Source organism: Porphyrobacter sp. MBR-49 (assembly GCF_053628655.1).
Map to the genome: position 1 here is coordinate 33,274 of NZ_JBRJGU010000003.1, position 22,092 is coordinate 55,365.

The 22,092-nt window shown below is 61.6% G+C and carries 20 protein-coding genes; 10 read left to right on the plus strand and 10 right to left on the minus strand.

Annotated features, from left to right (window positions below):
• Nucleotides 1-83 precede the first annotated feature (83 nt).
• Entirely contained in the window at nucleotides 84-1,370 is a 1,287-nt protein-coding gene (locus ACSSV3_RS04685; RefSeq protein ID WP_354323017.1) for a pectate lyase family protein, read from the plus strand.
• 2 nt (nucleotides 1,371-1,372) lie between these two features.
• On the plus strand, nucleotides 1,373-1,798 hold the full coding sequence (locus tag ACSSV3_RS04690; protein ID WP_454184765.1) for a cupin domain-containing protein: 426 nt from the start codon (nucleotides 1,373-1,375) through the stop codon (nucleotides 1,796-1,798).
• A gap of 5 nt (nucleotides 1,799-1,803) precedes the next feature.
• Here the strand turns inward: ACSSV3_RS04690 and ACSSV3_RS04695 are convergent, their stop codons facing one another.
• From ACSSV3_RS04695 to ACSSV3_RS04715, 5 genes are all read right to left on the minus strand, one after another.
• Nucleotides 1,804-3,375 (minus strand): carboxylesterase/lipase family protein, encoded by a 1,572-nt coding sequence (locus ACSSV3_RS04695; protein WP_354322537.1) that lies wholly within the window; start codon nucleotides 3,373-3,375, stop codon nucleotides 1,804-1,806.
• Nucleotides 3,362-4,366, minus strand: coding sequence for a sugar kinase (locus tag ACSSV3_RS04700; protein WP_354322539.1), 1,005 nt, complete (start codon nucleotides 4,364-4,366; stop codon nucleotides 3,362-3,364). The genes ACSSV3_RS04695 and ACSSV3_RS04700 overlap by 14 nt, the downstream gene beginning before the upstream one ends.
• A 9-nt stretch (nucleotides 4,367-4,375) precedes the next feature.
• Nucleotides 4,376-5,131, minus strand: a complete 756-nt coding sequence (kduD, locus tag ACSSV3_RS04705; protein ID WP_354322541.1) for a 2-dehydro-3-deoxy-D-gluconate 5-dehydrogenase KduD — start codon at nucleotides 5,129-5,131, stop codon at nucleotides 4,376-4,378.
• A 22-nt stretch (nucleotides 5,132-5,153) separates the two neighbouring features.
• Nucleotides 5,154-5,786 (minus strand): RpiB/LacA/LacB family sugar-phosphate isomerase, encoded by a 633-nt coding sequence (locus tag ACSSV3_RS04710; protein ID WP_354322542.1) that lies wholly within the window; start codon nucleotides 5,784-5,786, stop codon nucleotides 5,154-5,156.
• A gap of 111 nt (nucleotides 5,787-5,897) precedes the next feature.
• Entirely contained in the window at nucleotides 5,898-6,917 is a 1,020-nt protein-coding gene (locus ACSSV3_RS04715) for a LacI family DNA-binding transcriptional regulator (RefSeq protein WP_354322544.1), read from the minus strand.
• Nucleotides 6,918-7,061: 144 nt separating this feature from the next.
• Between ACSSV3_RS04715 and ACSSV3_RS04720 the strand changes: the two genes are divergently transcribed.
• The 4 genes from ACSSV3_RS04720 (at nucleotide 7,062) to ACSSV3_RS04735 (ending at nucleotide 9,872) form a co-directional block, all read left to right on the plus strand.
• Entirely contained in the window at nucleotides 7,062-7,865 is an 804-nt protein-coding gene (locus ACSSV3_RS04720; protein WP_354322546.1) for a 2-keto-4-pentenoate hydratase, read from the plus strand.
• A gap of 413 nt (nucleotides 7,866-8,278) precedes the next feature.
• Complete coding sequence (nrtS, locus tag ACSSV3_RS04725) at nucleotides 8,279-8,497, plus strand: nitrate/nitrite transporter NrtS (RefSeq protein WP_354322548.1); 219 nt, start codon at nucleotides 8,279-8,281, stop codon at nucleotides 8,495-8,497.
• A 221-nt stretch (nucleotides 8,498-8,718) separates the two neighbouring features.
• A complete protein-coding gene (locus tag ACSSV3_RS04730) occupies nucleotides 8,719-9,111 on the plus strand; it encodes a thioredoxin family protein (protein WP_354322549.1) in 393 nt (130 codons plus the stop codon).
• Nucleotides 9,112-9,152: 41 nt separating this feature from the next.
• On the plus strand, nucleotides 9,153-9,872 hold the full coding sequence (locus ACSSV3_RS04735) for a cytochrome c biogenesis CcdA family protein (protein WP_354322551.1): 720 nt from the start codon (nucleotides 9,153-9,155) through the stop codon (nucleotides 9,870-9,872).
• Here ACSSV3_RS04735 and ACSSV3_RS04740 read toward each other — a convergent pair.
• The 5 genes from ACSSV3_RS04740 to ACSSV3_RS04760 form a co-directional block, all read right to left on the minus strand.
• Nucleotides 9,856-10,647, minus strand: coding sequence for a YiiX/YebB-like N1pC/P60 family cysteine hydrolase (locus ACSSV3_RS04740; RefSeq protein ID WP_354322552.1), 792 nt, complete (start codon nucleotides 10,645-10,647; stop codon nucleotides 9,856-9,858). The genes ACSSV3_RS04735 and ACSSV3_RS04740 overlap by 17 nt on opposite strands.
• A gap of 3 nt (nucleotides 10,648-10,650) precedes the next feature.
• The gene (locus tag ACSSV3_RS04745) at nucleotides 10,651-11,106 is read right to left on the minus strand and encodes a CBS domain-containing protein (RefSeq protein WP_354322554.1); all 456 of its coding nucleotides are present in this window, start codon (nucleotides 11,104-11,106) and stop codon (nucleotides 10,651-10,653) included.
• Between the two features lie 92 nt (nucleotides 11,107-11,198).
• Nucleotides 11,199-12,176 carry an MBL fold metallo-hydrolase gene (locus ACSSV3_RS04750; protein ID WP_354322556.1) on the minus strand — a complete coding sequence of 326 codons (978 nt, stop codon included), beginning with the start codon at nucleotides 12,174-12,176 and terminating at the stop codon, nucleotides 11,199-11,201.
• A gap of 89 nt (nucleotides 12,177-12,265) precedes the next feature.
• Nucleotides 12,266-13,591: a sigma-54-dependent transcriptional regulator gene (locus tag ACSSV3_RS04755; RefSeq protein ID WP_354322558.1), complete on the minus strand. Its 1,326-nt coding sequence runs from the start codon at nucleotides 13,589-13,591 to the stop codon at nucleotides 12,266-12,268.
• Nucleotides 13,588-15,273, minus strand: a complete 1,686-nt coding sequence (locus ACSSV3_RS04760) for a sensor histidine kinase (RefSeq protein ID WP_354322560.1) — start codon at nucleotides 15,271-15,273, stop codon at nucleotides 13,588-13,590. Before ACSSV3_RS04760 ends, ACSSV3_RS04755 begins: the two co-directional genes overlap by 4 nt.
• A 212-nt stretch (nucleotides 15,274-15,485) precedes the next feature.
• Here ACSSV3_RS04760 and ACSSV3_RS04765 point away from each other — a divergent pair, with 212 nt between their 5' ends.
• The 4 genes from ACSSV3_RS04765 to ACSSV3_RS04780 are packed head-to-tail and all read left to right on the plus strand — an operon-like array spanning nucleotide 15,486 to nucleotide 22,082.
• Nucleotides 15,486-16,877, plus strand: coding sequence for a dicarboxylate/amino acid:cation symporter (locus ACSSV3_RS04765; protein ID WP_354322561.1), 1,392 nt, complete (start codon nucleotides 15,486-15,488; stop codon nucleotides 16,875-16,877).
• A complete protein-coding gene (locus ACSSV3_RS04770) occupies nucleotides 16,874-17,842 on the plus strand; it encodes an alpha/beta hydrolase (RefSeq protein ID WP_354322563.1) in 969 nt (322 codons plus the stop codon). The genes ACSSV3_RS04765 and ACSSV3_RS04770 overlap by 4 nt, the downstream gene beginning before the upstream one ends.
• Nucleotides 17,842-20,889 (plus strand): TonB-dependent receptor domain-containing protein, encoded by a 3,048-nt coding sequence (locus tag ACSSV3_RS04775; RefSeq protein ID WP_354322565.1) that lies wholly within the window; start codon nucleotides 17,842-17,844, stop codon nucleotides 20,887-20,889. Before ACSSV3_RS04770 ends, ACSSV3_RS04775 begins: the two co-directional genes overlap by 1 nt.
• Nucleotides 20,890-20,912: 23 nt before the next feature.
• The gene (locus ACSSV3_RS04780) at nucleotides 20,913-22,082 is read left to right on the plus strand and encodes a M14 family metallopeptidase (RefSeq protein WP_354322567.1); all 1,170 of its coding nucleotides are present in this window, start codon (nucleotides 20,913-20,915) and stop codon (nucleotides 22,080-22,082) included.
• Nucleotides 22,083-22,092: the final 10 nt, after the last annotated feature.

Below are 22,092 nucleotides of genomic sequence, written 5' to 3' on the forward strand. Positions count from 1 at the left end.
GCAGATAGGAGAAACTTGGGAGAGTGGCGGAAATGCGTAGATTATTCACCCTGATTGCAGCCTTCGCGCTGCTTGCTGTGTTCATGCCGCAACAGGCCAGTGCGCATCCCGACGATCCAACCCAAGGCGGCGCGGGCGGGCAGATCATTCGCGTTACGACGCTCGCCAAATCGGGGCCGGGAAGCCTTGCCGAGGCATTGAAAAAGAAGGGGCCGCGCATCATCGTGTTTGAAGTGGGCGGTGTGATTGATCTTGAACGGTCAACCCTTTCGATCCGCGAACCCTTTGTCACTATCGCCGGTCAAACCGCGCCATCGCCCGGGATTACATTGGTCAAGGGCGGGATCGATGTGCGCACCCATGACGTGAAGGTACAGCACCTGCGTATCCTGAGCGGAGCCGATGGTCAGGCCAGGCGTAGCGGGTGGGAAGCCGATTCAATCTCGACCGTCGGTGCGGCACGCGTGGTGATTGAAAATTCCACCTTCATGTGGGGGGTGGATGAAAACATGTCCGCGTCCGGCCCGCGCTTTACCGGTTCCACTGTTGCCGAATGGCGCGCAGGCACCAGCCACGACATTGTGTTTCGGCTCAACATCGCCGCCGAAGGGCTGGCGGATTCGAGCCACCCCAAGGGCGAACATTCCAAGGGGTCACTGGTTCACGACAACGCCACCGGGATCGTGTTCGATCGCAATATCTGGGCGCACAATGTCGAACGCAGCCCGCTGGTAAAGGGCGGGGCGCAGGTGTTGATGGTCAACAACCTGATCTACAATCCAGCCCGGCGCGCGGTGCATTACAACCTGATGGATCTCGAATGGGCCGGGCAACCACACGTGACCGGAGAGATCACGGCGATCGGCAATGTCATGCGCGGCGGCGACAATACCGATCCTGGCCTGCCGTTCCTGATGCTGGGCGGGGTGGGCGATCTGGCCTATTACGGGCGCGATAACAGCGCGGTCGACCGGCTGGGCAATCCGCTGCCGATGTTCGGCCGCTATGGCAAGACACAGGCGAAGCTGATCGAGGCTGACGCTCCGCTCGCCAGTCTTGATGGTTACGATATTCTGCCCACCGACGACGTTGAAACCACCTTGCTCGCCACTGCTGGCGCGCGCCCGTGGGATCGCGGCGAGCATGAAATCAGGATGCTGTTCTTCGTGGCCGAGGGGCGCGGTGCCATCATCGACGATGAAAGCGAAGTCGGCGGCTATCCGGTGATCGAACCATCGGCGGCTCCGTTCGTTGAGGCCGATTGGGATCTTGCCACCATGACGCCCCGTTCAGGCACCTTTCCGGGGCAGAAGCCCGGCGCGCAGGAGCATCTGTCGCCGCGAGACCGCGCAATGCGGCAGCAGCCATGACCATGATCGGATGCCTGTTTCTGCCGCTGCTGATCGGGGCTGTGCAACCCGCACCAGCCGCACCGACTGCTGCCCCGCCGATGGTGGTGATCCACGAGGCCGATACGCAGCGCGAAGAACCGCCGCCGCATGGGGCAATCGGCATGAGCACCGCGTTCCGCATATCCGATGCAGCGGCGCAACCGCGGGCGATGGAATTCCGTCGCCGGGTATTGCATCCAGGCGCCGCGATTGGCGAACATCTGATCGATCATGATGAGGTCTATTATGTTCTGTCTGGTCGGGGGGAGGTGGTGTCGGATGGGGTAAAGGCGACGCTTGAACCAGGGATGGCGGCCTATCTCTATCGCGGCGCAGTGGTGGGAATCGTGCAGGTCGGCGATGCACCGCTGAACCTGATTATAAGCTATCCCAACTCGCCCCGTTAAATCGCTCAGGTGCCCGGCTGCACGTAGGGCACGCGGGCGAATAGCCGCCGTTCCCACCCTCGCGGATCGCTGACCACTTGGCTTTGGCGGTCGAACACCATGGTTGCGCGGGTATCCAGATCGTAGGCTGGCCAGCCAGGATCGCCGCTGCGGGCAAAGCGGACGAAGGTGTCCATCATCACCGCGCTCATCGTGGATTGCGCCGCAGTGGAATCGGGCACTGTGCCAAATGCCAGTCCGATATCGTCGGTATGTCGGGCGTTTTCAAAATCAAGCTGATAAACGAACGTGTTACCCTGTGCGCTGCGGGCCCGCGCTTCGGCCTCCTCAACCTGTCCGCGCCAGCTGCGCGCTGCGGTGACAATGCGGTGGAACAGGTCGAGCGGGGAGGCTTCGGGGTAACGCACGCGGAACTGATCGACCACCCAATCAGGCGCGATATCGATCCGCATTTCGGGCGCGATCCGGGCTGCGAGATTTTCAAAATCCAGCCCTTTCAGTACCTTGCCATCGGCAGGATAGAAGGCGCGCGTCTCAGCAATGGTGTTCCCCAGCAACATCGGAATCTGTGCCGATTGCGAAGGGGCATCGGGCCAGAACGGGTGGCGCAGCAGGCTGCGCATATCCATCACCGGCCCCATGTAAACCCGCCCGCCCAGCACCGGATCGGTGGCATCAAGCGCCATCAAGAGCTGGTCTAGCGGCACCAAGACGGGGTCAAGCCGAGGCAAGGCGGGGTCAAGACCGCCCCTAAGCCGGGCAAGAAACGCCTCGGCGCGCTTTTTCGCGTTCAACGGGCCGGACGCGGTGACCTGCTGGCCGCTCATGGTGATGGCCTTGTGAAATAACCCGGCGGCAGCGGGCATTGCCATCAGCGTCGCGATTTTCGCGCCGCCGCCAGATTGACCGAACAATGTGACATTGCCCGGATCGCCGCCAAACGCCGCGATATTGCGCTGCACCCATTTGAGCGCGCAGATCAGATCAAGCTGCCCGGCATTCCCGCTGTCAGGGAAGCGGTCTGGCAAGTAGAGATAGCCCAGCGCGTTCAGCCGGTGGTTTACCGTCACCACCACCACATTGCCGCGCGCCGCCAGCGCCGCGCCATCGTTCAGCGGATCGGTGACGCTACCGGTCGAGTAAGCGCCGCCGTGGAAATACACCATCACCGGCAGTTGCGTGCTCAGGCTACGCTGCTCCCTTGCCGGAACCCAGACATTTAGGAAAAGACAATCTTCCGATTGCGGCTGATAGGCCCCCACCCCTGTCTTCGGCCCCGGCTGCGGGCAGGCTGGGCCGAAGCCGGGGGTTTGTTCCGCCATCGGTGCGCTTGAAACGACCGGCACCGGCGGCTGGAACCGCTCAGCACGGGCATAGCGGATGCCGGCGAAGCGGTGGGCGCGCACCGTAACGCGGTCGGCGGGGTCATAGACGAAGCTGCCGACATATTCGCCCGAGGCGCTGCGCACCTGCGGGCTGAATATGGTCGTCGCACCAGCAGGCACCGCCATCGCGCCCACCGCCGCCGCGCCGCCCGCCAATACAGCGCGGCGCGTGATGCCGTCAGCGGCGGACATCGCCGGCGCCTATGCTGAAGCTGTTCAGCGTCGCCCGGTTGATCAGGCACATATCGCCGGGGATCGTGTGCTTGAGCGCGGCCAGCGCCAGCCCGCGATGCGCCATCACCGCCAGATCGCCCGCTTCCATCCAGCCATCTAGCACGCCTGCGGCAAAGGCATCGCCGGTGCCGATCCGGTCGACGATCCCGGTTACGTCAATCTCGTCGGTCTGATATCCGCCAGCGCGGCTATCGACCCGCGCTGAAATCCGGTGGTGATCACTGGTGACCAGATGGCGCGCGGTTGAGGCGATCAGTTCAAGGCCGGGGAAGGCGGCAAACGCTGCCTCCGCCGCCTCGCGCCGCCGCGCCTCACCCTCGCCCGAAAATTCGCGGCCCAGCAGCAACGAAATGTCGCGGTGGTTGCCGATCAGGATGGTTGCCTGACTGACCAGATCGCGCAGGATCGCGCGCGGATCGCTATCCCATGCGTCCCACAATTGCGCACGGTAATTGCCATCAAAACAGATCGGCACACCCGCCGCGCGCGCCGCGGCCTGCGCCGCCTGCGCCAATTTTACCCCGTTCCTGCCCAATGCCGGAGTGATCCCGCCGCAATGAAACAACGTCGCGCCGGTCAATGCCGCCGTAAAATCAATCTGGTCTGGATCGGCCAGCGCAAATGCGCTTCCTGCCCGGTCATAGGTGATTGCCGCCGGACGCGGGCCTGACCCTGTTTCGAGGAAATAGAGCCCCATCCGCCCTGATGCGCGGGCGATGAAGCTGGTGTCGATCCCGCAGCCCCGCAGCGCGGCCAGCGCCCGGTCACCCAGCGGATTATCGCTCACCATCCCGGCAAACCGCACCACGTGGCCAAGCGAGGCGAGCGCCGAGGCAACATTGGCCTCTGCCCCGCCAACTGCCAGATCAAACCCGCCTGCCTGCACCAGTAATTGCCGCTGGGGTGGCGAAAGGCGCAGCAGAATCTCGCCAAAGCAGGTGACGCTCATGATTGCTGCCTACCGTGCCAGCCAGCCGCCGTCGACCGCGAGGATATGTCCGGTGACATAATCCGCCGCGCCCGATGCGAGGAACACCGCCGCCCCGGCAATATCCTCAGGCTTGCCCCAGCGTCCCGCCGGTATCCGTTCAAGGATCTGGCGATTGCGGGTTTCATCCGCCTGCAACGCGGCGGTGTTGTTGGTGGTGATATAGCCCGGCGCGATTCCGTTGACCTGCACGCCCTTGGGCGCCAGTTCGTTCGCCATCGCCTTGGTTAGCCCGGCCACGCCCGATTTCGCCGCCGCGTAACTTGGCACCCTGATGCCGCCCTGAAAACTGAGCAGGGACGCGATGTTGATGATCTTGCCCGATCCCTGCGCCATCATCGCCCTGGCCGCTGCCTGGCTGAGAAAGAACAGCGTCTTCAGATTGGTATCGACCACCGCATCCCAATCGCCTTCGGTGAAATCGGCCAGATCATTGCGGCGGATGATCCCGGCATTGTTCACCAGGATATCGATCCCGCCCAGCGCCGCGACGGTCTGATCGACCAGCCCCTGCACCGGGGCGATGGAGGACAGGTCGGCGCGCAGATCAAGCCCCACGCGCCCCGTCTCCGCGATCAACGCCAGCGTTTCGGCAGGTTCGCTGCGTCCGGCCAGCGCAATATCGGCGCCCGCCTGCGCCAGCGCGACTGCAATCGCCTGACCAATGCCGGTATTGGCACCGGTCACCAACGCGCGTTTGCCGGTCAGATCAAATGATATCGCCATGATTGCCCTTTTCCGATCTGTATCACAGCGCTTTCAGATAGGCCGCAATCCCGGCGTCCTGCGCATTGGGGTAGAAATAATCCGCGAACCTTTCACCTGCGATCGCAGCGCGCAGCAGATCCTGATCGACCGTCTTCAGCACCGTCAGCATATCGTGGCAGCTTGCCGCCTTGACGTCGGCCAGAATCCCGCGATTGGTGGCCATGATCGCGGCGCGTTCTTTCGGATAGCCCAGCCCCGGCTCGCTTTCGAACAGCTTGCGATAACAATCCTGCAAGTTGAGTTCTGCCGCCCAGCCAAAACCCTTGGCATAGGGCATCGACATCGCGTTGCCCGCGTTGATCTGGCTGAACAGGAAGGCATCGGTCGGATCGATAACCAGCCCGCAGAATACCCCCGGCATGGCGTTGCAGGCGAGCATCGATCCCATGCCGGTGCCGCAACCGGTAACGACGAAATCAGCCGCCTTGGCGTTGAGCAGAATTCCGGTCAGCAGCCCGTTCATCACGTAGGTTAGCGAAGCGTTGTCTTCAGCGCTGTACATGCCGTAATTGAACACCTCGTGTCCCAGCGGTTCGGCAACTGCGGTCAGCGCGTCGTGGATGATGCCGTTTTTGGCAGCCTGACTGTTCTCGGTAATCAGCGCTATCTTCATGATCTCTCTCTTTCGCCCCCCTGAGTGAGGGATTGCCTTCATGGCCGTGTTAGGAAACCGGTGTCATCAGCCGGTATAGCCGCAAACCCATCCACCTTTCAACCGTGCATTTCATCTGCGCGGTGGGCCGACTGACTGGCGCTTTACCAAGGTTGCGGGAAAGCGGTATTGCTGCGCGGCTTCATCGGTCGGCGCCATCAGTTTGAGCGCGGCGGCACGTCCCATTTCGCGTATCGGCCAGCCAACCGTTGTCATTGGCGGCCAGATGTGTGCGGCGATGGGCGAATCGTCGAAACCGATGATCGACAGGTCGTCGGGCACCTTGAGTTCGCGTTGGCGCGCGGCGTGAAATGCGCCCGCTGCCATTTCATCATTGCTGGCAAAAATTGCGGTCGGCCGGTCGGCAATGTCGAGCAGGCGGCTAGCGGCGGCGATGCCGGAATCGAACCGATAATTGCCTTGTGCACGCATTTCCGGCGGCAAGGTCAATCCGTGCGCCTGCATCGCCGCGAGAAACCCCTCCCGCCGTTCGAAGGCGGAACGGAATCCTTCCGGCCCTTCGATCAACGCAATCCGCCGGTGCCCCAGTTCGATCAGATAATCGACTGCCTGGCTTACCACTTCGCGATCATTCGAGGCGACGATATGGTCGGGATCGTCAAGCATGGCGGATCCCATGCGAACATAGCCGCAGCCCATTTCGTGGCACAGTTCGGCAAGCGCATCATTTTCGGAAATCGGCGGCAGGATCAGCACGCCGTAAAGCCGCTGCAATTCCAGAAACCGCCGGATATCATCCATCATCCTTGGCGAATGGCGATCCACCGGACGCACCACCAGCGCAAATTCGGTTTCGCGGATCGCGTCAAGCACGCCTTCCTGAAAATTGAGCACGGTCTGCGCATTGGGATTGTCGTGCAGCAACCCAAGCAGGAAATTGCGCCGCAGCGCCAGCGCGCGGGCCTGCGGATTGGGGACATAACCAAGGTCGGCAATCACCGCCTCAACCTTGATTCGGGTATCTTCGTTCAGCAAGGCAGAGCGGTTGATGACGCGGCTGACGGTCTTTTTCGACACCCCGGCAAGCCGGGCCACGTCATTGATCGTTGGCGTCTTGTTCGGCTTTGACATATCGAGTTTTGAACGCCTTTTGTTTGATCGGACACCCTCATAAAGAACAATCGCGCGATTGCCAAAATCCCCTGCAGGACATCAGACTGCGGCTGCGTGGAAAGCTTTTGACACCGGTTACCTTTTTCGCCAAGGCTCCGTTTCGTGAGATTAAGAGACGAGAGGAACATTGTGCCTTACGAAGCTCGCGAAATCGCTGAAGCGTTCGTTGCCGCGCGTCGCAGCGGAACTGCGATCAGCCAGTTTCCGGGCCGCCGTCCGCGTGATCTTGCCAGTGCTTACGCCATTCAGGATTGTGCTATTTCGCTATGGGACCGGGAGATCGGTGGCTGGAAAGTCGGCCGGATCAACGCGCCTGATGATGTGCGGCTGGGTGCCAATCGACTGGTCGGCCCGGCGTTCAGCGACGCGATTATCATGTCCGCAGATGGCCCCGGCACATTGCAAGTGTTTCACGGCGGATTCGCTGCGGTCGAGGCTGAATTCATGTTGCGGCTTGCCCCGCAGGACGGGCCGCTGCCCGCGACTCCCGATGCCGCGATGGCGTGGATTGACGAGGTACGAATCGGCATCGAAATCGCATCGTCCCCCTATGCTGCAATCAATGCCGATGGCCCGTGCGTTACCATTTCGGATCACGGCAATAATGCCGGGCTGCTGCTTGGCCCGCTCGTGCCCCGAGCCTTGTGGGATCGGCTCGACGAGGTTGAGGCAGAACTGGTGATTGACGGGCGCGAGGTCGGCCGTGCGACGACGGCATCCATGCTTGATGGCCCCTTCGGCGCGGCACGGTTCCTGATCGAAAATCTTGCCGGACGAGGCATCGCGCTGAAGCCCGGATGGTGGATTTCAAGCGGAGCGATTACCGGCGTCCATAAGATTTCGCCGGGCAGCAAGGCGGTGGCCACCTTTGCTGATATCGGATCGGTGGAGGCATGGGTCAGCTGATCACACTGGCTTTCCAGACGGATCGATCACGCCGGGTGTGACGAACGCGAACCAACACGGGACTGCTCCGGCCAAGCAAATGGCGCGGATTACAGGTTTCTTTCCTTTGAGGGGGGGCTCGGTCTAGGTGCACCACAAGCGCCATCGGCACCGTTAGAGAAGTGGGCCGCGCTGCCCGATCATGCGATCTTGTAAGCGGCGCGGCCCCGACCAGCAGTTGGGGTTGGGGGGGGGAGCTGCTGGTTCAATGGGTCATTCGCGATAAACCCGCAAACGGTTACAACACCGATTTCAGCGCCCGCTTGTTTCCCGATGTCTTGCGTGTAACCCGCAGGGGGATCGCGCCGAACGGGGTCGGGTGCGGCAACCATGCTGTGCTGGCATGCTGGTGCTGGAAAGGAAAAGGGCCAATCATGAAGCTGTTGCAATATGCCTTGACGCGGCCTGTGATCACCAATGCGTTGAAGGTGGCGCTGGTTGTGGGGCTCTGCCTCAATGCCATCAATCAGGGGTCGCAGCTTTGGCATGGTGTGGGGATTGACTGGCCCAGAGTCGGGATGAACTTTCTCGTCCCCTACCTCGTGGCAAGTTACAGCGCGGCCCGGATGTTCATGAAATCGGGCCCTGATTAGAGCATCGTGCTGAAAAGTGGGAACCGGTTTTCAGCTTTTCACGATGCGACAACCAAAGTTAGAGCGGGCGACCTGCGTCAGATTTAACGCAGCCCGCTCTGGATCGCCGATCCGTCTGCGCAATTGTAACCTTTGGCGCCGCGCGGCCGAAAGGAAAGACAGCATGCCTGCAACAGGCAACCTGCAATCCCATAGCCATTCGACCTGAAAGGACGCCGCTGATGTTTGTTCGAGCCATAAGCACCTTTTTAGCTTTTCTTGCTGTTGCCTTCACGGCACCGGCAATCGCGGCCCCGGCATGGCAGGATTACACCCCGGCCGCATTTGCCCGCGCGCAAGATGCCGGCAAAACGATCGTGGTTGATGTTCATGCCGTGTGGTGCCCAACCTGCAAGGCGCAGGCACCGACATTGGATGCCTTGCGCCAAGAACCCCGGCTTAAGGACGCGGTGTTCTTCAAGGTCGATTTCGACAAGGAAAAGGCGTTTCTGCGTCAGCACCGCATTCCGCGCCAATCGACCGTGCTGGTGTTTCGCGGCAAGCAGGAATCGGTGCGCTCGATCGCTGAAAGCCGGCCAAAACAACTGCGCCAAGCGGTGATGGCGGGGATCTAGATTCTGACCTTACGGCGCTTGCTCCATTTGAATGGGAACTGATGTTCAGCGAACTTGCACTTGCGTTCGTTGCCGGTCTGGTAACGATCCTCAACCCTTGCGTCTTGCCCTTGATCCCGATCCTGGTCGGATCGGCGCTGGGCAAGCACCGCATGGGGCCGGTGGCGTTGGCAAGCGGGCTGGCGCTGTCGTTTTCGACATTTGGCTTTGTGATCGTCGCTTTCGGATTTCAGCTGGGCATTCCCGAACAAGGCATCCGAATGTTCGCCGGAGGCCTGCTTGCGGCGACGGGGGTTATCCTGCTGGTTCCGGCCTTGCAGACCCGGTTGACGATGCTGTTTGCGCCCCTCACCAACCGCGCCCAGGGCGCGCTTGAACGCACCAGCGGCGATGGGCTGGGCGGCCAATTCGCAATCGGGGCGCTGCTCGGTATTGTCTGGGCACCCTGTGTCGGCCCGACGCTGGGCGCAGCCATCGCTGCGGCCAGTCAGGGTGAAGACCTCGCATCGGCATTTGTGACATTCCTGGTGTTTGCCATCGGCGTCGCGCTGTCGGTGACGGGCTTTGCCTATGGATCGAGGCGCGCCATCGGCAAACGGGCCGGAACGCTGCAAAAGCTGGCCCGTTATGCCAAGCCGGTGTTCGGTGCGATGTTGGTGCTGGTCGGCGCATTGGTGCTGACGGGCGCGGACAAGCTGATTGAAGCGGCGCTGGTGAACATCATGCCCGACTGGCTGATCATTTTCACGACACGCTTTTGACCGGCGCGCTTTCGATCAGATCGGCAGGATCGCTCCAACTGATGGCCCGGTGATCGAAACCTGCACGAAGCGTCGGCTTGATCACCTCAAAATAGGGTGAGACATCGAAATCGCGCGGGGTAAACAGGCTGTGGTGGCGAATATGCATGATGTCACGCACGCAGCCTTCACAATCGGGGTCGTTGCTGATTTGCTGCGTGATTTCGGGCAGGATCGGATAGCGGATTGACTGGAACGCTTGGGCGATCAGCGTCGAACAGATCGCCTTGGTCGGCTCCCCGCTGCCCAGCGCAATCATCCGCCGCCGCCAACTGGTCGGCACTGGTGGGGTGGGGATAAGGTAGCGTGCGAGGTCGATGACATTGTCGAGATCATATTCGTCGCCAATATGGCTTTTGGCAAAGGCGACAATCTGCGCCACCTCGTCATCGCTCAACCCCGGGGGCCGGCAGATTCTGGTGTGGTTATCAGCAAACTGGCTAAGCGAAACCTGCCGAACGCCATCCACGACATCGGCTTCGACGAACAGCGGTAACGCGCCGGTTTCGCGGTCCTGCCCGGCCACGCACAAGGCGGCGTGTGACCAGGTTGATTGCGTTAGATACTTGATCGCGGTGCTGACCCGCTGGCGTCCGTCAACCAGCAGGACATCGCCGGGGCGCAGGCAATTGGCGAGCGCATCGGGATCGGCTGGCAGTGCAGCATAGGGAGCGCGCGAGGGGCCGGTGAGGAAGCCTGCCAGAAGGCGGCCCACTGTCCTCAGCACCAGCCCCATCCGTCAGGCCGATTCGGACAGAAGATGCGATCGTGCCATATCGCGCAGCACGCCCGCTTCAAGCTGTGCATCTTCAAGCAGCGCGGCGACCAGATCGCCCATCGATACCAGCCCGGCCACATCGCCTGTTTGATTGCGGACAATGGCGTGGCGGCTGCGCGCGCGGGTCATCGCCTGCATCACGCTGGATGCATCATCCTCGCACGTGCAGCTGAGGATCGATCGGCGCACGAAGATGACGACGGGCAGGTTGAGGCCATGGATGCCGCGGGTGGAAATGGCTTCCATCAATTCCGGCTGCGACACGATGCCGATGATTTCGTGCGTATTGTTCGCCGCAACCCCGATAGAGCCGATCGACAGTTCGTGCATGATCCCGACCGCTTCGATCAACGGAACCGCTTCCCGCACTGTTTCAAAATGGCGACCCTTGCGATTGATGATGGAAGCGATCTTCATTCTAGGCACTCCTTTACGAGACCCCTTCCATTTGTTCGACGCGCCGCAACAATCCGTTACAGATTAGCCTGTTTGATTTGCGGTTGGGCCTGTCAGAGTGTGACGCAGGTGCCGTCCGCAGCGATCAGCGTGGCGCCATCATAGTTACGCGCAATCGCCGACAGGCTTTCTTCCAGACGCGAAATCGAACGCTCCATATGGTGTGACAGCAGCAGTTGGCGCGGGGCGATACCCGCCGCCATTTCGCCGATCCCGCTGGGCGGGCGATGCAGGCCGATCGGCTGGCCATCACCTTCGGGGATCACGTGATGCGCGATCAGCAGATCGGGCTTGCTGTCGCGCAATTGCCGCTCAAACCCGATCGAGGACGCGCTCTGATCGCTCGCAAACACGATGGAGCGGCCCTTGACCTTGACCAGATAGGCCAGCGTAGGGACAACGCCGTGGTGAACGGGAATGGCGGTAATCGTCAGATCAGGGGCGATTTCCACCTCAGCAGTGGGGGATTCCTGGGTATTGTTGGCCGCGATCTCGCGCACATCCAGCTTCCGCTTGTCCTCGGTGCCGTCCATGTAACCGCCCAGATAGCTCCACGCGCCGCGCTCGCGCCCGATCTGTGCCCGGATAAAATCGCCCGCACCGGGAAACACGCTGCCCGCAGCCGGGCCGATGACCGTCAGCGGTTCGCCTGATTGTTCAAACCCGCCGGAATTGAGGATGCCGGTCAGGCCTGCGCTGTGATCGGCGTGAAAATGGCTGAGCGCGATGGCTTTGAGGTCCGCGACCTTCAGCCCCGCCTCGCCAAAGCGGATAAAGCTGCCCGGCCCGGCATCGATCAGCAATTGCGCGCGTCCATCGATCCATACCGCGTAACTGGTCCCGGCGCGCGAACCTTCGGCAATCGGCCCGCCCGAGCCCAGCACCTGCACGCCGACTTCGGCCTCGCGGCAGATGTCAGCGCCGCTTGCCGCGGGCGGCAGTTCTTCCGGGCTGGCGGACGTATTGCTGCACGCTGCGATCAGGATACAGCACGCGGCAGAGGCGCGCAGCGACAGGGAATTTTTCAGCATGGAGTGACCTTTCGCCTGATCTTACGTTTGCTGCCGCCGAATTACTACAGCGCAGCATCATTCAGCAACCGCTGATCCCGCCTGCGGTTCTACCGGAAGCGGGCAGGCTTTAGATCGTATTTCGCCAGCTTGTCGTAAATCGTCTTGCGCGGGGTATTGAGCAGGGCTTGCAGTGTGGCGATGTCTCCGCGAGTTTGTCGCAGCCCGTCTTCGAGCACCGTCCGTTCAAAATCCGCGACGATCCGTTGCAGCGTGCGCTGCTCACCGCCTGACGTGGGCGCGGTGCTGATATCCGCCAGCCCCAGCACGAATGCGCGCGCGAAGCCGCCGAGTTCGTGCAGGTTGCCCGGCCAGTCATGCGACTGGACGTGGTGCCATTGCCGTTCACCGATGGCGGGTGCGGGAAGGCCGAGTTCGCGCGCGTGACGGGCAACGAACAGCCGGAAAATCTCGGGAATGTCCGCGCGCCGTTCGGACAGCGGCGGGAACGCGATCTGCACCGCGCCGAGCCGGTGCCACAGCGGATCGCGCGGCAGGGGCGCTGGCCCCGCGCTGTCATCCAGCAAATGCGATACGATGATACGGATGTTGAGCCTGCGCGCCCGGTCCGCGCCGATTGGCAGCACCTGCCGTGTTTCGACCAGCGATAGCAGCCGGGCGGACAGCGCGCTGCTCGCGCTCTCGATCCCGTCGATGAACAAGGTTCCACCATTGGCGCGTTCGACCAGGCCGGTGCGCGATAGTCCTGCGCCGGGGTCGCGTCCGAACAGCAGCAATTCGGCATCCTCATGCGCCATCACCCCGGCATCAACGCTGATGAACGGCCGTGCGCGGCGCGGGCTGGAATCGTGAATCAATCGCGCCGCATGGGTCTTGCCAGTCCCCGGCGGCCCGATCAGCACCACATCGATTTCCGAGCGCGCCACCCCTTCGATCACCGATCGCAGCCGTTCGGCGGTTGGTGATGTGCCGGGAATTGCGGCACCGGCGCTGCGCCCGGCTTCCTCTCGCAGTCGGCGGTTTTCCAAGGCCAGCCCGCGCCGCGATGCCGCCGCGCGCACCGCGCGGATCAGGTTGGCTGAGGCGTAAGGCTTGGTCAGAAAATCCGCCGCGCCATTCTTCATCGCTTCCACTGCCATCGCGATGTCGCCATGTCCGGTGGTGAGGATCACTGGCAGATCGGGATCGATGTCGCGCAGCCGGGTGAAGAATTCGATCCCGTCGATGCCCGGCATCCGCACATCACTCACCACCACTCCGGGAAAGTCTGCCGATAACCAGCCGAGCGCAGCGCGCGCATCGGGAAAGGCAACCACTTGCGCCCCGTCAAGCGATAATGCCTGCGTGGATGCATCGCGCAGCGCCGTATCATCCTCGACCAGCGCGACGTGTATGGGCTCATCGGCGGGGTTCATGCGGCGGGCATGATCATGGTGAAGCGCGCGCCCTTTTCCATGTCTTCGTGGATCAGATCGCCGCCCAGCTGCCGCATGATGTCGCGGGAAATTGCCAGCCCCAGTCCGATGCCTTCAGCCTTGCCGGTGACGAAGGGCTGGAACAGTTCATCGCGCAAGTTCTCCGGCACGCCCGGCCCATCATCGCTTACGCTTAGCCGGATTATTGGCCCGTCCGCCACAATCGTCACCACAATCTGCCCGCCATCCGTCTCGGTAGCCTGTAAAGCGTTCTGGAGCAGATTCACCAGCACCTGTTCCAGTTGGACGTGCGGCGCACACACCGCTGCGCCAGCCGCTTCGGCCCCCGGCAATGTCAGGCTTATGCCCTTTTGCCGAATCTGATCGCGCAGCAGCAGCAGCGAACCGTCGATCACTTCGGCAAGGCTGATCTGTTTGGGTTCACCCACCGATCGCCGGCTGAATTGCAGCTGTTCCTCGGTAATCTGGCCGATCCGCCCTGCAAGCCCGGCGATCTTGTCGAAATTCCCGGCTGCTTCTGCGTGGCGTTGGGCCTGGATCAGGCGTTCGCCGCTTTCGGCATAGACCCGCATTGCGGCGAGCGGCTGGCGAATTTCATGGCCAAGCCCGGCGGTAATCTGGCCCAGCGTTGCCAGCCGGTTGGCCTGTTGCAACTGTTCGCGCAGAACTGCCGTATGCGCATCGAGTTGCGCCGTCGCGCGAGCTTCGCGGCGGCGTTGCCATACAAATGCACCAGCCGCCATCAGACCCAGCACACCCAGTCCGACAACTCCCGCCAGCCGCCCATTGGCGACGGCCGCCGACAGGCGCGGGGCCGGATCGGTGAGCAGGTGCAATTCCCAGTCGATGGGGGCGATTGGTTGGATATTCTCGATCATTCGCACCGGCGATCCGGCTGCACCGGCATCCGGAAGTGCCAAGGGGGCGATCCGGTCTTTCCCGAACCGCATCGCATCGCGCGCTGGATCGCGGGCTGCCAGGCGGCTATCCTGATTGTCGCTGGCCGCCGCCCGAAAACGCCAGTCAGGATTGCTGCTCAATAGCACGATCCCATCGGCATCGGTAACGAACACGCCTGCCTTGGCATCGCGCCATTTGCGTTCGAGGGTATCGAATTCGACCTTTACGGCGACCACGCCCTGCGGGCTTTGGGATGTGCCGACCCGTTCGGAAAGATACAGGCCCGGACGGCGGCTGACCGTGCCGAGAGCAAATTCACTCGCAGTGCCATCGCCCAATGCGTCCGTGAAATAGTCGCGGAAGCCATATACCGACCCGACAAAGCTATCAGGCCGCTCCCAGTTGCTCGCCGCCAGCGTCAACCCGTCAGCATCCATCAGGTAGATCGCCGCAGCATTGGTCTGCTGTGCCAGCGCGGCCAATCGCCGGTTGAGCACATCGCGCTGGCTTCGATCCCCGGCGAGCAACGCGGAGACTTCGGGATCGACCGCGAGCACCTGCGGAACAAGCGAAAATTTGTTGAGTTCGCTTTCGAGGCCCGCCGCCAGTATAGCCGCGTCGCTTGTCGCCTCTGCGCGGGTTTCTTCCAGCGCGTTGACCCGCATTGCGCGGTCAAGCCCAAGCATCGCCAGCGCGCCGATCAGGAACACGCCGATCAGTGCGATCAGCAGCAGATTCCGGCGTTCCATTCTGCTGCGCATGATGCGCGCTCCCTTGGTATCCCGAGCAGGTCTTGTGCGGATTTTCGCACTCAGCGCAAGAAATTTGTGCGGATTTTCGCACAAAATGGTCACGGTGAGGTCACAACCTGTTGAATTTGCGCCGCTGTTCTGTGGGTTGCGATTTGCTTGCAGCCGGGCTCCTGTGGCCCGATCCTGCGGATGGGAAATATGGGGCAGAGGATCAGCGACCAATGGTATCGCACGCAGCGATAATGCCGGAAATACCAATGGTGCCGCCGCGCCGAAAGCCGCTGTATCAGCAGTTATACGTGCAGGTGCTGACGGCGATCGTGCTGGGCGCGCTGATTGGCCATTTCTATCCCGAATTCGGAACCGCGCTGAAACCGCTGGGCGATGGCTTCATCAAGCTGGTCAAGATGATCATTGCGCCGGTGATTTTCCTGACGGTCGCCACCGGGATTGCCGGGATGAGCGACATGAAGGCGGTCGGCAGCGTTGCGGGCAAGGCCTTTGCCTATTTCCTGTTCTTTTCCACGCTGGCGCTGATTATCGGGCTGATCGTCGCCAACGTCGTGCGGCCGGGCGAAGGGCTGAATATCGATCCCGCCACGCTCGATGCGGGCGCCGTTGCGACCTATACCAAAAGCGCCGAAGCCCACACGATCAGCGCGTTTCTGCTCAACATCATCCCCGAAACCCTGTTCAGCGCGATGACCGAAGGGCAGATTCTGCAAGTGCTGCTGGTCGCTATTCTTGCAGGAGTAGCGTTGGCCATGACCCGCCCGGCGAGCGATCTGGTGCTGGACGTGCTCGCCTCGTTCAACGCGGTGGTGTTCCGGCTGGTGCATATGCTGATGAAGCTGGCCCCGATCGGCGCGTTCGGTGCGATTGCGTTTACCATCGGCGAATTCGGGATCGGCAGCCTCGCCAATCTCGCCGCGCTGATTGCGACCTTCTATCTCACCTCGCTATTTTTCGTGATCGTAGTGCTGGGGCTGGTCGGTTGGTTCAACGGCTTTTCGATCTTCGCGCTGATCCGTTATCTGCGCGAAGAATTGCTGCTGGTGCTGGGCACGTCATCCTCCGAAGCCGCGCTGCCGAGCCTGATGGAAAAGATGGAGATAGCCGGATGCCGCAAGGCGGTGGTCGGGTTGGTGGTGCCCACCGGTTACTCGTTCAACCTTGATGGCACCAACATCTACATGACGCTCGCCGCGCTGTTCATCGCGCAGGCCGTTGGGGTCGATCTGAGCCTTGGCGAACAGCTGACGCTGGTGTTGGTGGCGATGATCAGTTCCAAGGGCGCAGCAGGCGTGACCGGCGCGGGCTTCGTGATCCTGGCCGCGACGCTTTCGGTCGTGCCGAGCGTTCCGGTGGCGGGCATGGCGCTGATCCTCGGGATTGACCGGTTTATGAGCGAATGCCGCGCGCTGACCAATTTTGTCGGCAATGCCGTGGCGACGATTGTGGTGGCGCGCTGGGAAAGCGCGTTGGACAAGACCCGGCTGGCAGCGGCGATGGCGGGCGCTCCGATGCCGCTCCCGGAGGAGGACATCGAACGCCACGAACGCAGCGGCCCGGTAAGCGAGAAAATCGCCGAAGTGCTGGAGGAGCGGCAATGATCGCGCCAATTTTCGCACGCCGCATGATGATTGTCGCAAGCGCGGCGCTGGTGTTGCTGGCAGCCGCGTTCCCGGCTTTTCCGCTTGCGGCTGCCGCGCCTGAGGAGATCCTGCTGTGGCCGGGCACACCGCCGGGCAATGGCGCGGTCACCGGGCCGGAAAAACTGGGGGAGGCGGGCGCAGGTTATGGCGCGGTCTCCAATATCGCCACGCCGCGAATGCGGGTCTTTCGCCCAGCGGTGCCCAATGGCGCGGCGGTGCTGGTGGCAGGCGGGGGCGGCTATTTTCGCATCCAGTTGTGGAAGGAAAGCACCCCTGCGGCCGAATGGTTGCAGGCGCAGGGCTTTACCGTGTTCGAACTCATCTACCGCTTGCCCAATGATGGGTGGGACGCGCCTGCGCCGTTTATGGACGCGCAGCGGGCGATGAAGATCATCCGCACCCGCGCGGGCGAATTCGGCATCAAGCCTGACCGCATCGGGATCATGGGCTTTTCTGCTGGCGGGCATCTGGCTGGTTTCACCGCGTATCAGCCCGAACGTGCGCTGTATGCCGGGGCGGATGCTTACGAGCGGGTGTCCGCGCGGCCCGATTTCGCGGTGCTGCTGTTCCCGGTGGTGACGCTGCGCAAGCCGTATGACACCACCCGCACCCGGCGCGAGATCATCGGCGAAAAGCCCACGTCCAAGGCCGAGGCCGAATGGTCGCTTGATACGCACGTCAGCAAGGACGCGCCGCCGACGATTATCTTCGCTTCGGCCGACGATAAAACCACGCCGCCGGGGCACAGTATTTTGTTGTTCGAAACCCTGATTGCCTCCAGAGCAAGTGCAGAACTGCATTTGTTCCGTGACGGCGGTCATGGCTGGGGTCTGGGCAAGCCCGAGCAGGTTATCAGCCAATGGCCCGCGCTGTTCGCGAAGTGGGTCGAATCACTTAAAATCATTGAAAAACGGGGAGAATAATGATGTCGATTACACTTTTAAGCAGGCTCGCCCTGATGTGCGGTGGCAGCATGATTGCCGCCAGCGCCCTCCACGCGCAAGAGGCTGAGGCGCCCGCGAATGCACCGCGTCCCGAACGTGAGATTATTGTTACCGGCACGCAGATCCAGGGGGCCAAGATCAACGACGTGCTGCCGGTCACGGTGGTGGACGAAATCGATATCGAAAATACCGGCGCGGTATCGGGCGACGAGATTTTCAGGGCGATCCCGCAGGCTGGCTCAGTAGCGTTCAACGAACAGAACGCCACCACTCAGAACAATGCACGCGGCGATGTTGCATCGATCAACCTGCGCGATCTTGGCACCGGCAATACGCTGCTGTTGATCAATGGTCGCCGGATGAACCTGCATCCCGGTTTCCAGACCGAATTGCTGGTTCCGGTGGTCAGCCCCGACGCCAATGAAATCGCACCGGGCAGCGTGCGCCGGATCGAGGTGCTGCGCGATGGCGCTTCGGCGCTTTATGGTGCGGATGCGGTTGCGGGTGTGGTCAACACTGTTCTGCGCGGCAAGCGCAAGGGCGGTTTTATCGAGGCCGACTGGCGCGGCTCGGATGAAACCGACCTTTACAACGTCACCATCAACGGTGGTTTTGGTTTCGATTTCGGCGGCGGGCGCGGCAATCTGACGGTCTATGGCGGCTATTTCCACGAAAACGGCATCGCTGCGTCCGAACGCGATTTTTCCGCCGATGATAACCGGTTGCCGCTGGTCGTCGGCACGGATTTCGAAGGCGATGCCTCGTTTAACAATCGCAACACTTTTGGCCCGTTTGGTCAGTTTGATATTCAGGCACCAGCCAACCGCACGCCGATTGGCGATGATGATTTCTTTCTTCAGCCGAGCAGCTTTCCCGGTTGCAGGCTCGATTTTGGCAATGGCCTGTGTGCCCGCAATGGCACAACCCCAGTCACCGCAGTGCGTTTCAACACCCTCGACGGCGATACCCTGATCAGCCGCAAAAACCGCTATAACGCGAGCGCGCTGCTCAGCTATGACCTGACCGACAACGTCGAAGCCTATTTCGAAGGCAGTTTTTTCCGGTCAGAAAGCCAGCGCAATAATGATGCATCGGCCATCCTGAGCGCGGTGCCGGTAGGGATTGCCCGCGATGCATTCTGGAACCCGTTCGGCCCGGTTCTGTTGGCTGATGGCTCGCCCAATCCCAACCGACTGCCCGGAACCACGATTGCGGCGGGAGGGGCTGACGTTATCTTGGAACGTCTTCGGTTCGTGGATGTCGGCAATCGCAATATTACGGTAAACAAGGACTCCTATCGTCTGGTGACCGGTCTGCGCGGTGACTTGGGCGCATGGAATTTTGACACGGGCTTCGTCTATTCCGACGCCAGGCTGAGCGATATCACCGGCAACCGCGTTTCGCTCACGCTGTTGCAGCAGCAGATGAATCTTACCACGCCGGATGCTTTCAACCCCTTCAACGGCGGCTGTGTTACCGGCGATCCGGGGATCGGCGATTGCACCCCCAACCCGGCTTCTTCGATTGATCCGTTCCGCATCAATGTGTTCCGCAAGGGTGGAACCACGCTGGCGCTGGCCGATTTCAAGGTCAGCCGTGATGATCTGTTCCAGCTGCCGGGCGGCGACCTTGGCGTTGCGGCGGGGATTGAATGGCGGCGAGAAACCTTTTTCGATGACCGCGATCCGCGGTTGGATGGCACGATCACCTTCACTGACAGCGTGACCGGTGTGTTCAACGGCAGCGACGTTTCCGGCACCAGCCCCACGCCTGATACCAATGGTGCGCGGCAGGTTTATTCCGCCTTTGCCGAAGTGTTCGTCCCGCTGGTTAGCGAGGACATGAACATTCCTCTGGTTGAGGCGCTCAACCTGCAAGTTGCCGGCCGGATGGAATATTTCACCGATATCGAAGAGACCGCCATCGTCCCGCGTGTTGCGGCATCATGGACCGCCATCCCCGGTGTCACCTTTCGCGGTGCATGGTCGCAGGGCTTTCGTGCCCCCAACCTTGTTCAGGTGAATGATACAGGCACCACCCGGGTCAACACGCGCGACGATTTTGTGATTTGCCAGGCGCAGCTTGAAAAGGGGCTGATTGCCAATCTTGGCGTATGTACCGGTGGGGGCACGGTCAGCTTCCGTTCGGGCAGCGACCAATTGGAACCTGAAGACAGCACCAGCACAAATTTTGGCGTGGTGCTGGAACCCCGGTTTCTGCCGGGGCTGACGCTGACCGGGGATTACTGGCGGGTCAAACAGACTGGGCTGGTCGGCACACTTGGCGATGATAATGCCATCGCGCTTGATCTGCTGCGGCGGATCAATGGTAGCACCAACCCGAATGTCATCCGTGCCGATCCGACTCAGGAGGAGCTTGACCTGTTCGCCGGCACCAGCCTTGCGCCGGCTGGCAGGATTATTCAGGTGCTGGACCCCTTCTTCAATCTCGACAGCCGCATTTCCAAGGGTTGGGATTTCGGGATGTCCTACAATGTGCCGGACTTTGGCGTGGGCAAGTTCCGGCTGCGCTTCAACGCTGCGCGGCTGGAAAGCATTGTCCAGAATGCCGGGGCGGATGGACAGGAAATCCTTGATGCGATTGATAGCGGAGTGCTGCCGCTTGATGTTGCGGTTGAGGGGCTGGGCCAACTGCTCGAAATTGATGGTCGGCCAAAATGGCGCTTCAGCAGCTCGATCAACTGGGACAATGGGCCTCTCGATATTGGCCTGTTCGGCCGATATGTCGGTAAGGTGTGGGATACCAGTGTCATCCGTGACGAGTTGATCGTGAGTGACGACCCCAATGCCAATTTCTTCCGGGTGGATTCGTTCTTCACAATGAACTTTTCGATCGCTTACACCATCAACAATGACACCGCGCTTGATGGCACGCGGTTGCGGTTTGCGATCAACAACCTGTTCGATGAGGATCCGCCGCTGGCTGACGAAACCTTTGGCTTCTTCAGCGAGCTGCACAGCCCACGCGGGCGACAATTCGCGGTGCAAGTGCGCAAGACGTTCTGATCGGAACGTCGATGGAGATGTCGGTGCGATATTTGTTGGTCGCAATGGCAGTGATGCTGGGGGTGGGCGCGCAGGCGCAGCCCCCGGCAACTTCCGTCGATCCAATCGTCCCCGCTAACGAATGTCGCACCGCATCAGCGACGATCGCGTTCGATTTCGATGGCGCGTCAGCCTCTGCCTGCGCGATTTTGGGTGAGCGCGAATTTGCGGTGCTGGTGTCACCCGAACACGCTCCGCCGATCAATCCGAGCCCGTGGTATGCATTTCGTTATGAAAGCACGGGCGATGCACCGGTCACGATAACCTTGCGCTATCTGGGTGGGAAACACCGCTACGCGCCGAAATGGAACGGCGGTGGTGGCTGGCGCGAATTGGTGGCCGATGTCGCCGATGACGGCGCGGCGGCGCGCCTGCGTGTGCCGGGCGGGACGGGCATGATCGCAGCGCAGGAAGTGATCGTGCAGGACAATCACGCAGCCGATCTGCGGCGCTGGAGCGCGGCGACCGGCGCACCGGTATTCACCCTTGGCCAGTCTCACGATGGCCGCCCGGTCGAGGCTTTGCGCTTAGGCCGCCACGATGCACCGCGGCTGGTGGTGCTGATCGGCCGTCAGCATCCGCCCGAAGTGACCGGGGCGATTGCCATGCAGGCATTCGTCGATGAACTGGTGGCGATCGCCGGGCGCGATCCGGGGCTGGGCGCTGACACGCAATTTCTGATCGTGCCGCTGATCAACCCCGATGGCACCGCGCGCGGGCATTGGCGTGCCAATCGCGGTGCGACCGATCTCAACCGCGACTGGGGCGCTTTCGCCCAGCCGGAAACCCGCGCGGTGAAAGCATGGCTGGATGCGTTACCGGCCCACGTCCGGCCAGTGTTGATGATCGATTTCCATTCGACTACCCGCAATCTGTTTTACGTGCAAGGCGATGAGGCAAGCGCGGTGCAGCAGCGGTTTCTGGCGGCATGGCTTGCCGGACGGGAGGATGATTTTGTAGGCTATCCCTTCACAGTCGAACCGCGCAACGCCAACCCCGACAGTGGCACCGCCAAGAACTGGTTTTATGCCACCTATGACATCCCCGCTTACACTTACGAGGTTGCCGACACCGCTGATCGTTCCGCCGCACGACGGGCGGCTGGCGACCTGGCCGCCAGCCTGATCACGGCGCTTGCGGAACTGAAGCGTTAGAGCTGCCTTA

Bases quoted from the DNA above. Each gene is read 5' to 3' on its own strand.
- ACSSV3_RS04685 (WP_354323017.1), top strand. From the start codon at position 84: ATGCCGCAACAGGCCAGTGCGCATCCCGACGATCCAACCCAAGGCGGC.
- ACSSV3_RS04690 (WP_454184765.1), top strand. From the start codon at position 1,373: ATGATCGGATGCCTGTTTCTGCCGCTGCTGATCGGGGCTGTGCAACCC.
- ACSSV3_RS04695 (WP_354322537.1), bottom strand. From the start codon at position 3,375: ATGTCCGCCGCTGACGGCATCACGCGCCGCGCTGTATTGGCGGGCGGC.
- ACSSV3_RS04700 (WP_354322539.1), bottom strand. From the start codon at position 4,366: ATGAGCGTCACCTGCTTTGGCGAGATTCTGCTGCGCCTTTCGCCACCC.
- kduD (WP_354322541.1), bottom strand. From the start codon at position 5,131: ATGGCGATATCATTTGATCTGACCGGCAAACGCGCGTTGGTGACCGGT.
- ACSSV3_RS04710 (WP_354322542.1), bottom strand. From the start codon at position 5,786: ATGAAGATAGCGCTGATTACCGAGAACAGTCAGGCTGCCAAAAACGGC.
- ACSSV3_RS04715 (WP_354322544.1), bottom strand. From the start codon at position 6,917: ATGTCAAAGCCGAACAAGACGCCAACGATCAATGACGTGGCCCGGCTT.
- nrtS (WP_354322548.1), top strand. From the start codon at position 8,279: ATGAAGCTGTTGCAATATGCCTTGACGCGGCCTGTGATCACCAATGCG.
- ACSSV3_RS04730 (WP_354322549.1), top strand. From the start codon at position 8,719: ATGTTTGTTCGAGCCATAAGCACCTTTTTAGCTTTTCTTGCTGTTGCC.
- ACSSV3_RS04735 (WP_354322551.1), top strand. From the start codon at position 9,153: ATGTTCAGCGAACTTGCACTTGCGTTCGTTGCCGGTCTGGTAACGATC.
- ACSSV3_RS04740 (WP_354322552.1), bottom strand. From the start codon at position 10,647: ATGGGGCTGGTGCTGAGGACAGTGGGCCGCCTTCTGGCAGGCTTCCTC.
- ACSSV3_RS04745 (WP_354322554.1), bottom strand. From the start codon at position 11,106: ATGAAGATCGCTTCCATCATCAATCGCAAGGGTCGCCATTTTGAAACA.
- ACSSV3_RS04750 (WP_354322556.1), bottom strand. From the start codon at position 12,176: ATGCTGAAAAATTCCCTGTCGCTGCGCGCCTCTGCCGCGTGCTGTATC.
- ACSSV3_RS04755 (WP_354322558.1), bottom strand. From the start codon at position 13,591: ATGAACCCCGCCGATGAGCCCATACACGTCGCGCTGGTCGAGGATGAT.
- ACSSV3_RS04760 (WP_354322560.1), bottom strand. From the start codon at position 15,273: ATGCGCAGCAGAATGGAACGCCGGAATCTGCTGCTGATCGCACTGATC.
- ACSSV3_RS04765 (WP_354322561.1), top strand. From the start codon at position 15,486: ATGGTATCGCACGCAGCGATAATGCCGGAAATACCAATGGTGCCGCCG.
- ACSSV3_RS04770 (WP_354322563.1), top strand. From the start codon at position 16,874: ATGATCGCGCCAATTTTCGCACGCCGCATGATGATTGTCGCAAGCGCG.
- ACSSV3_RS04775 (WP_354322565.1), top strand. From the start codon at position 17,842: ATGATGTCGATTACACTTTTAAGCAGGCTCGCCCTGATGTGCGGTGGC.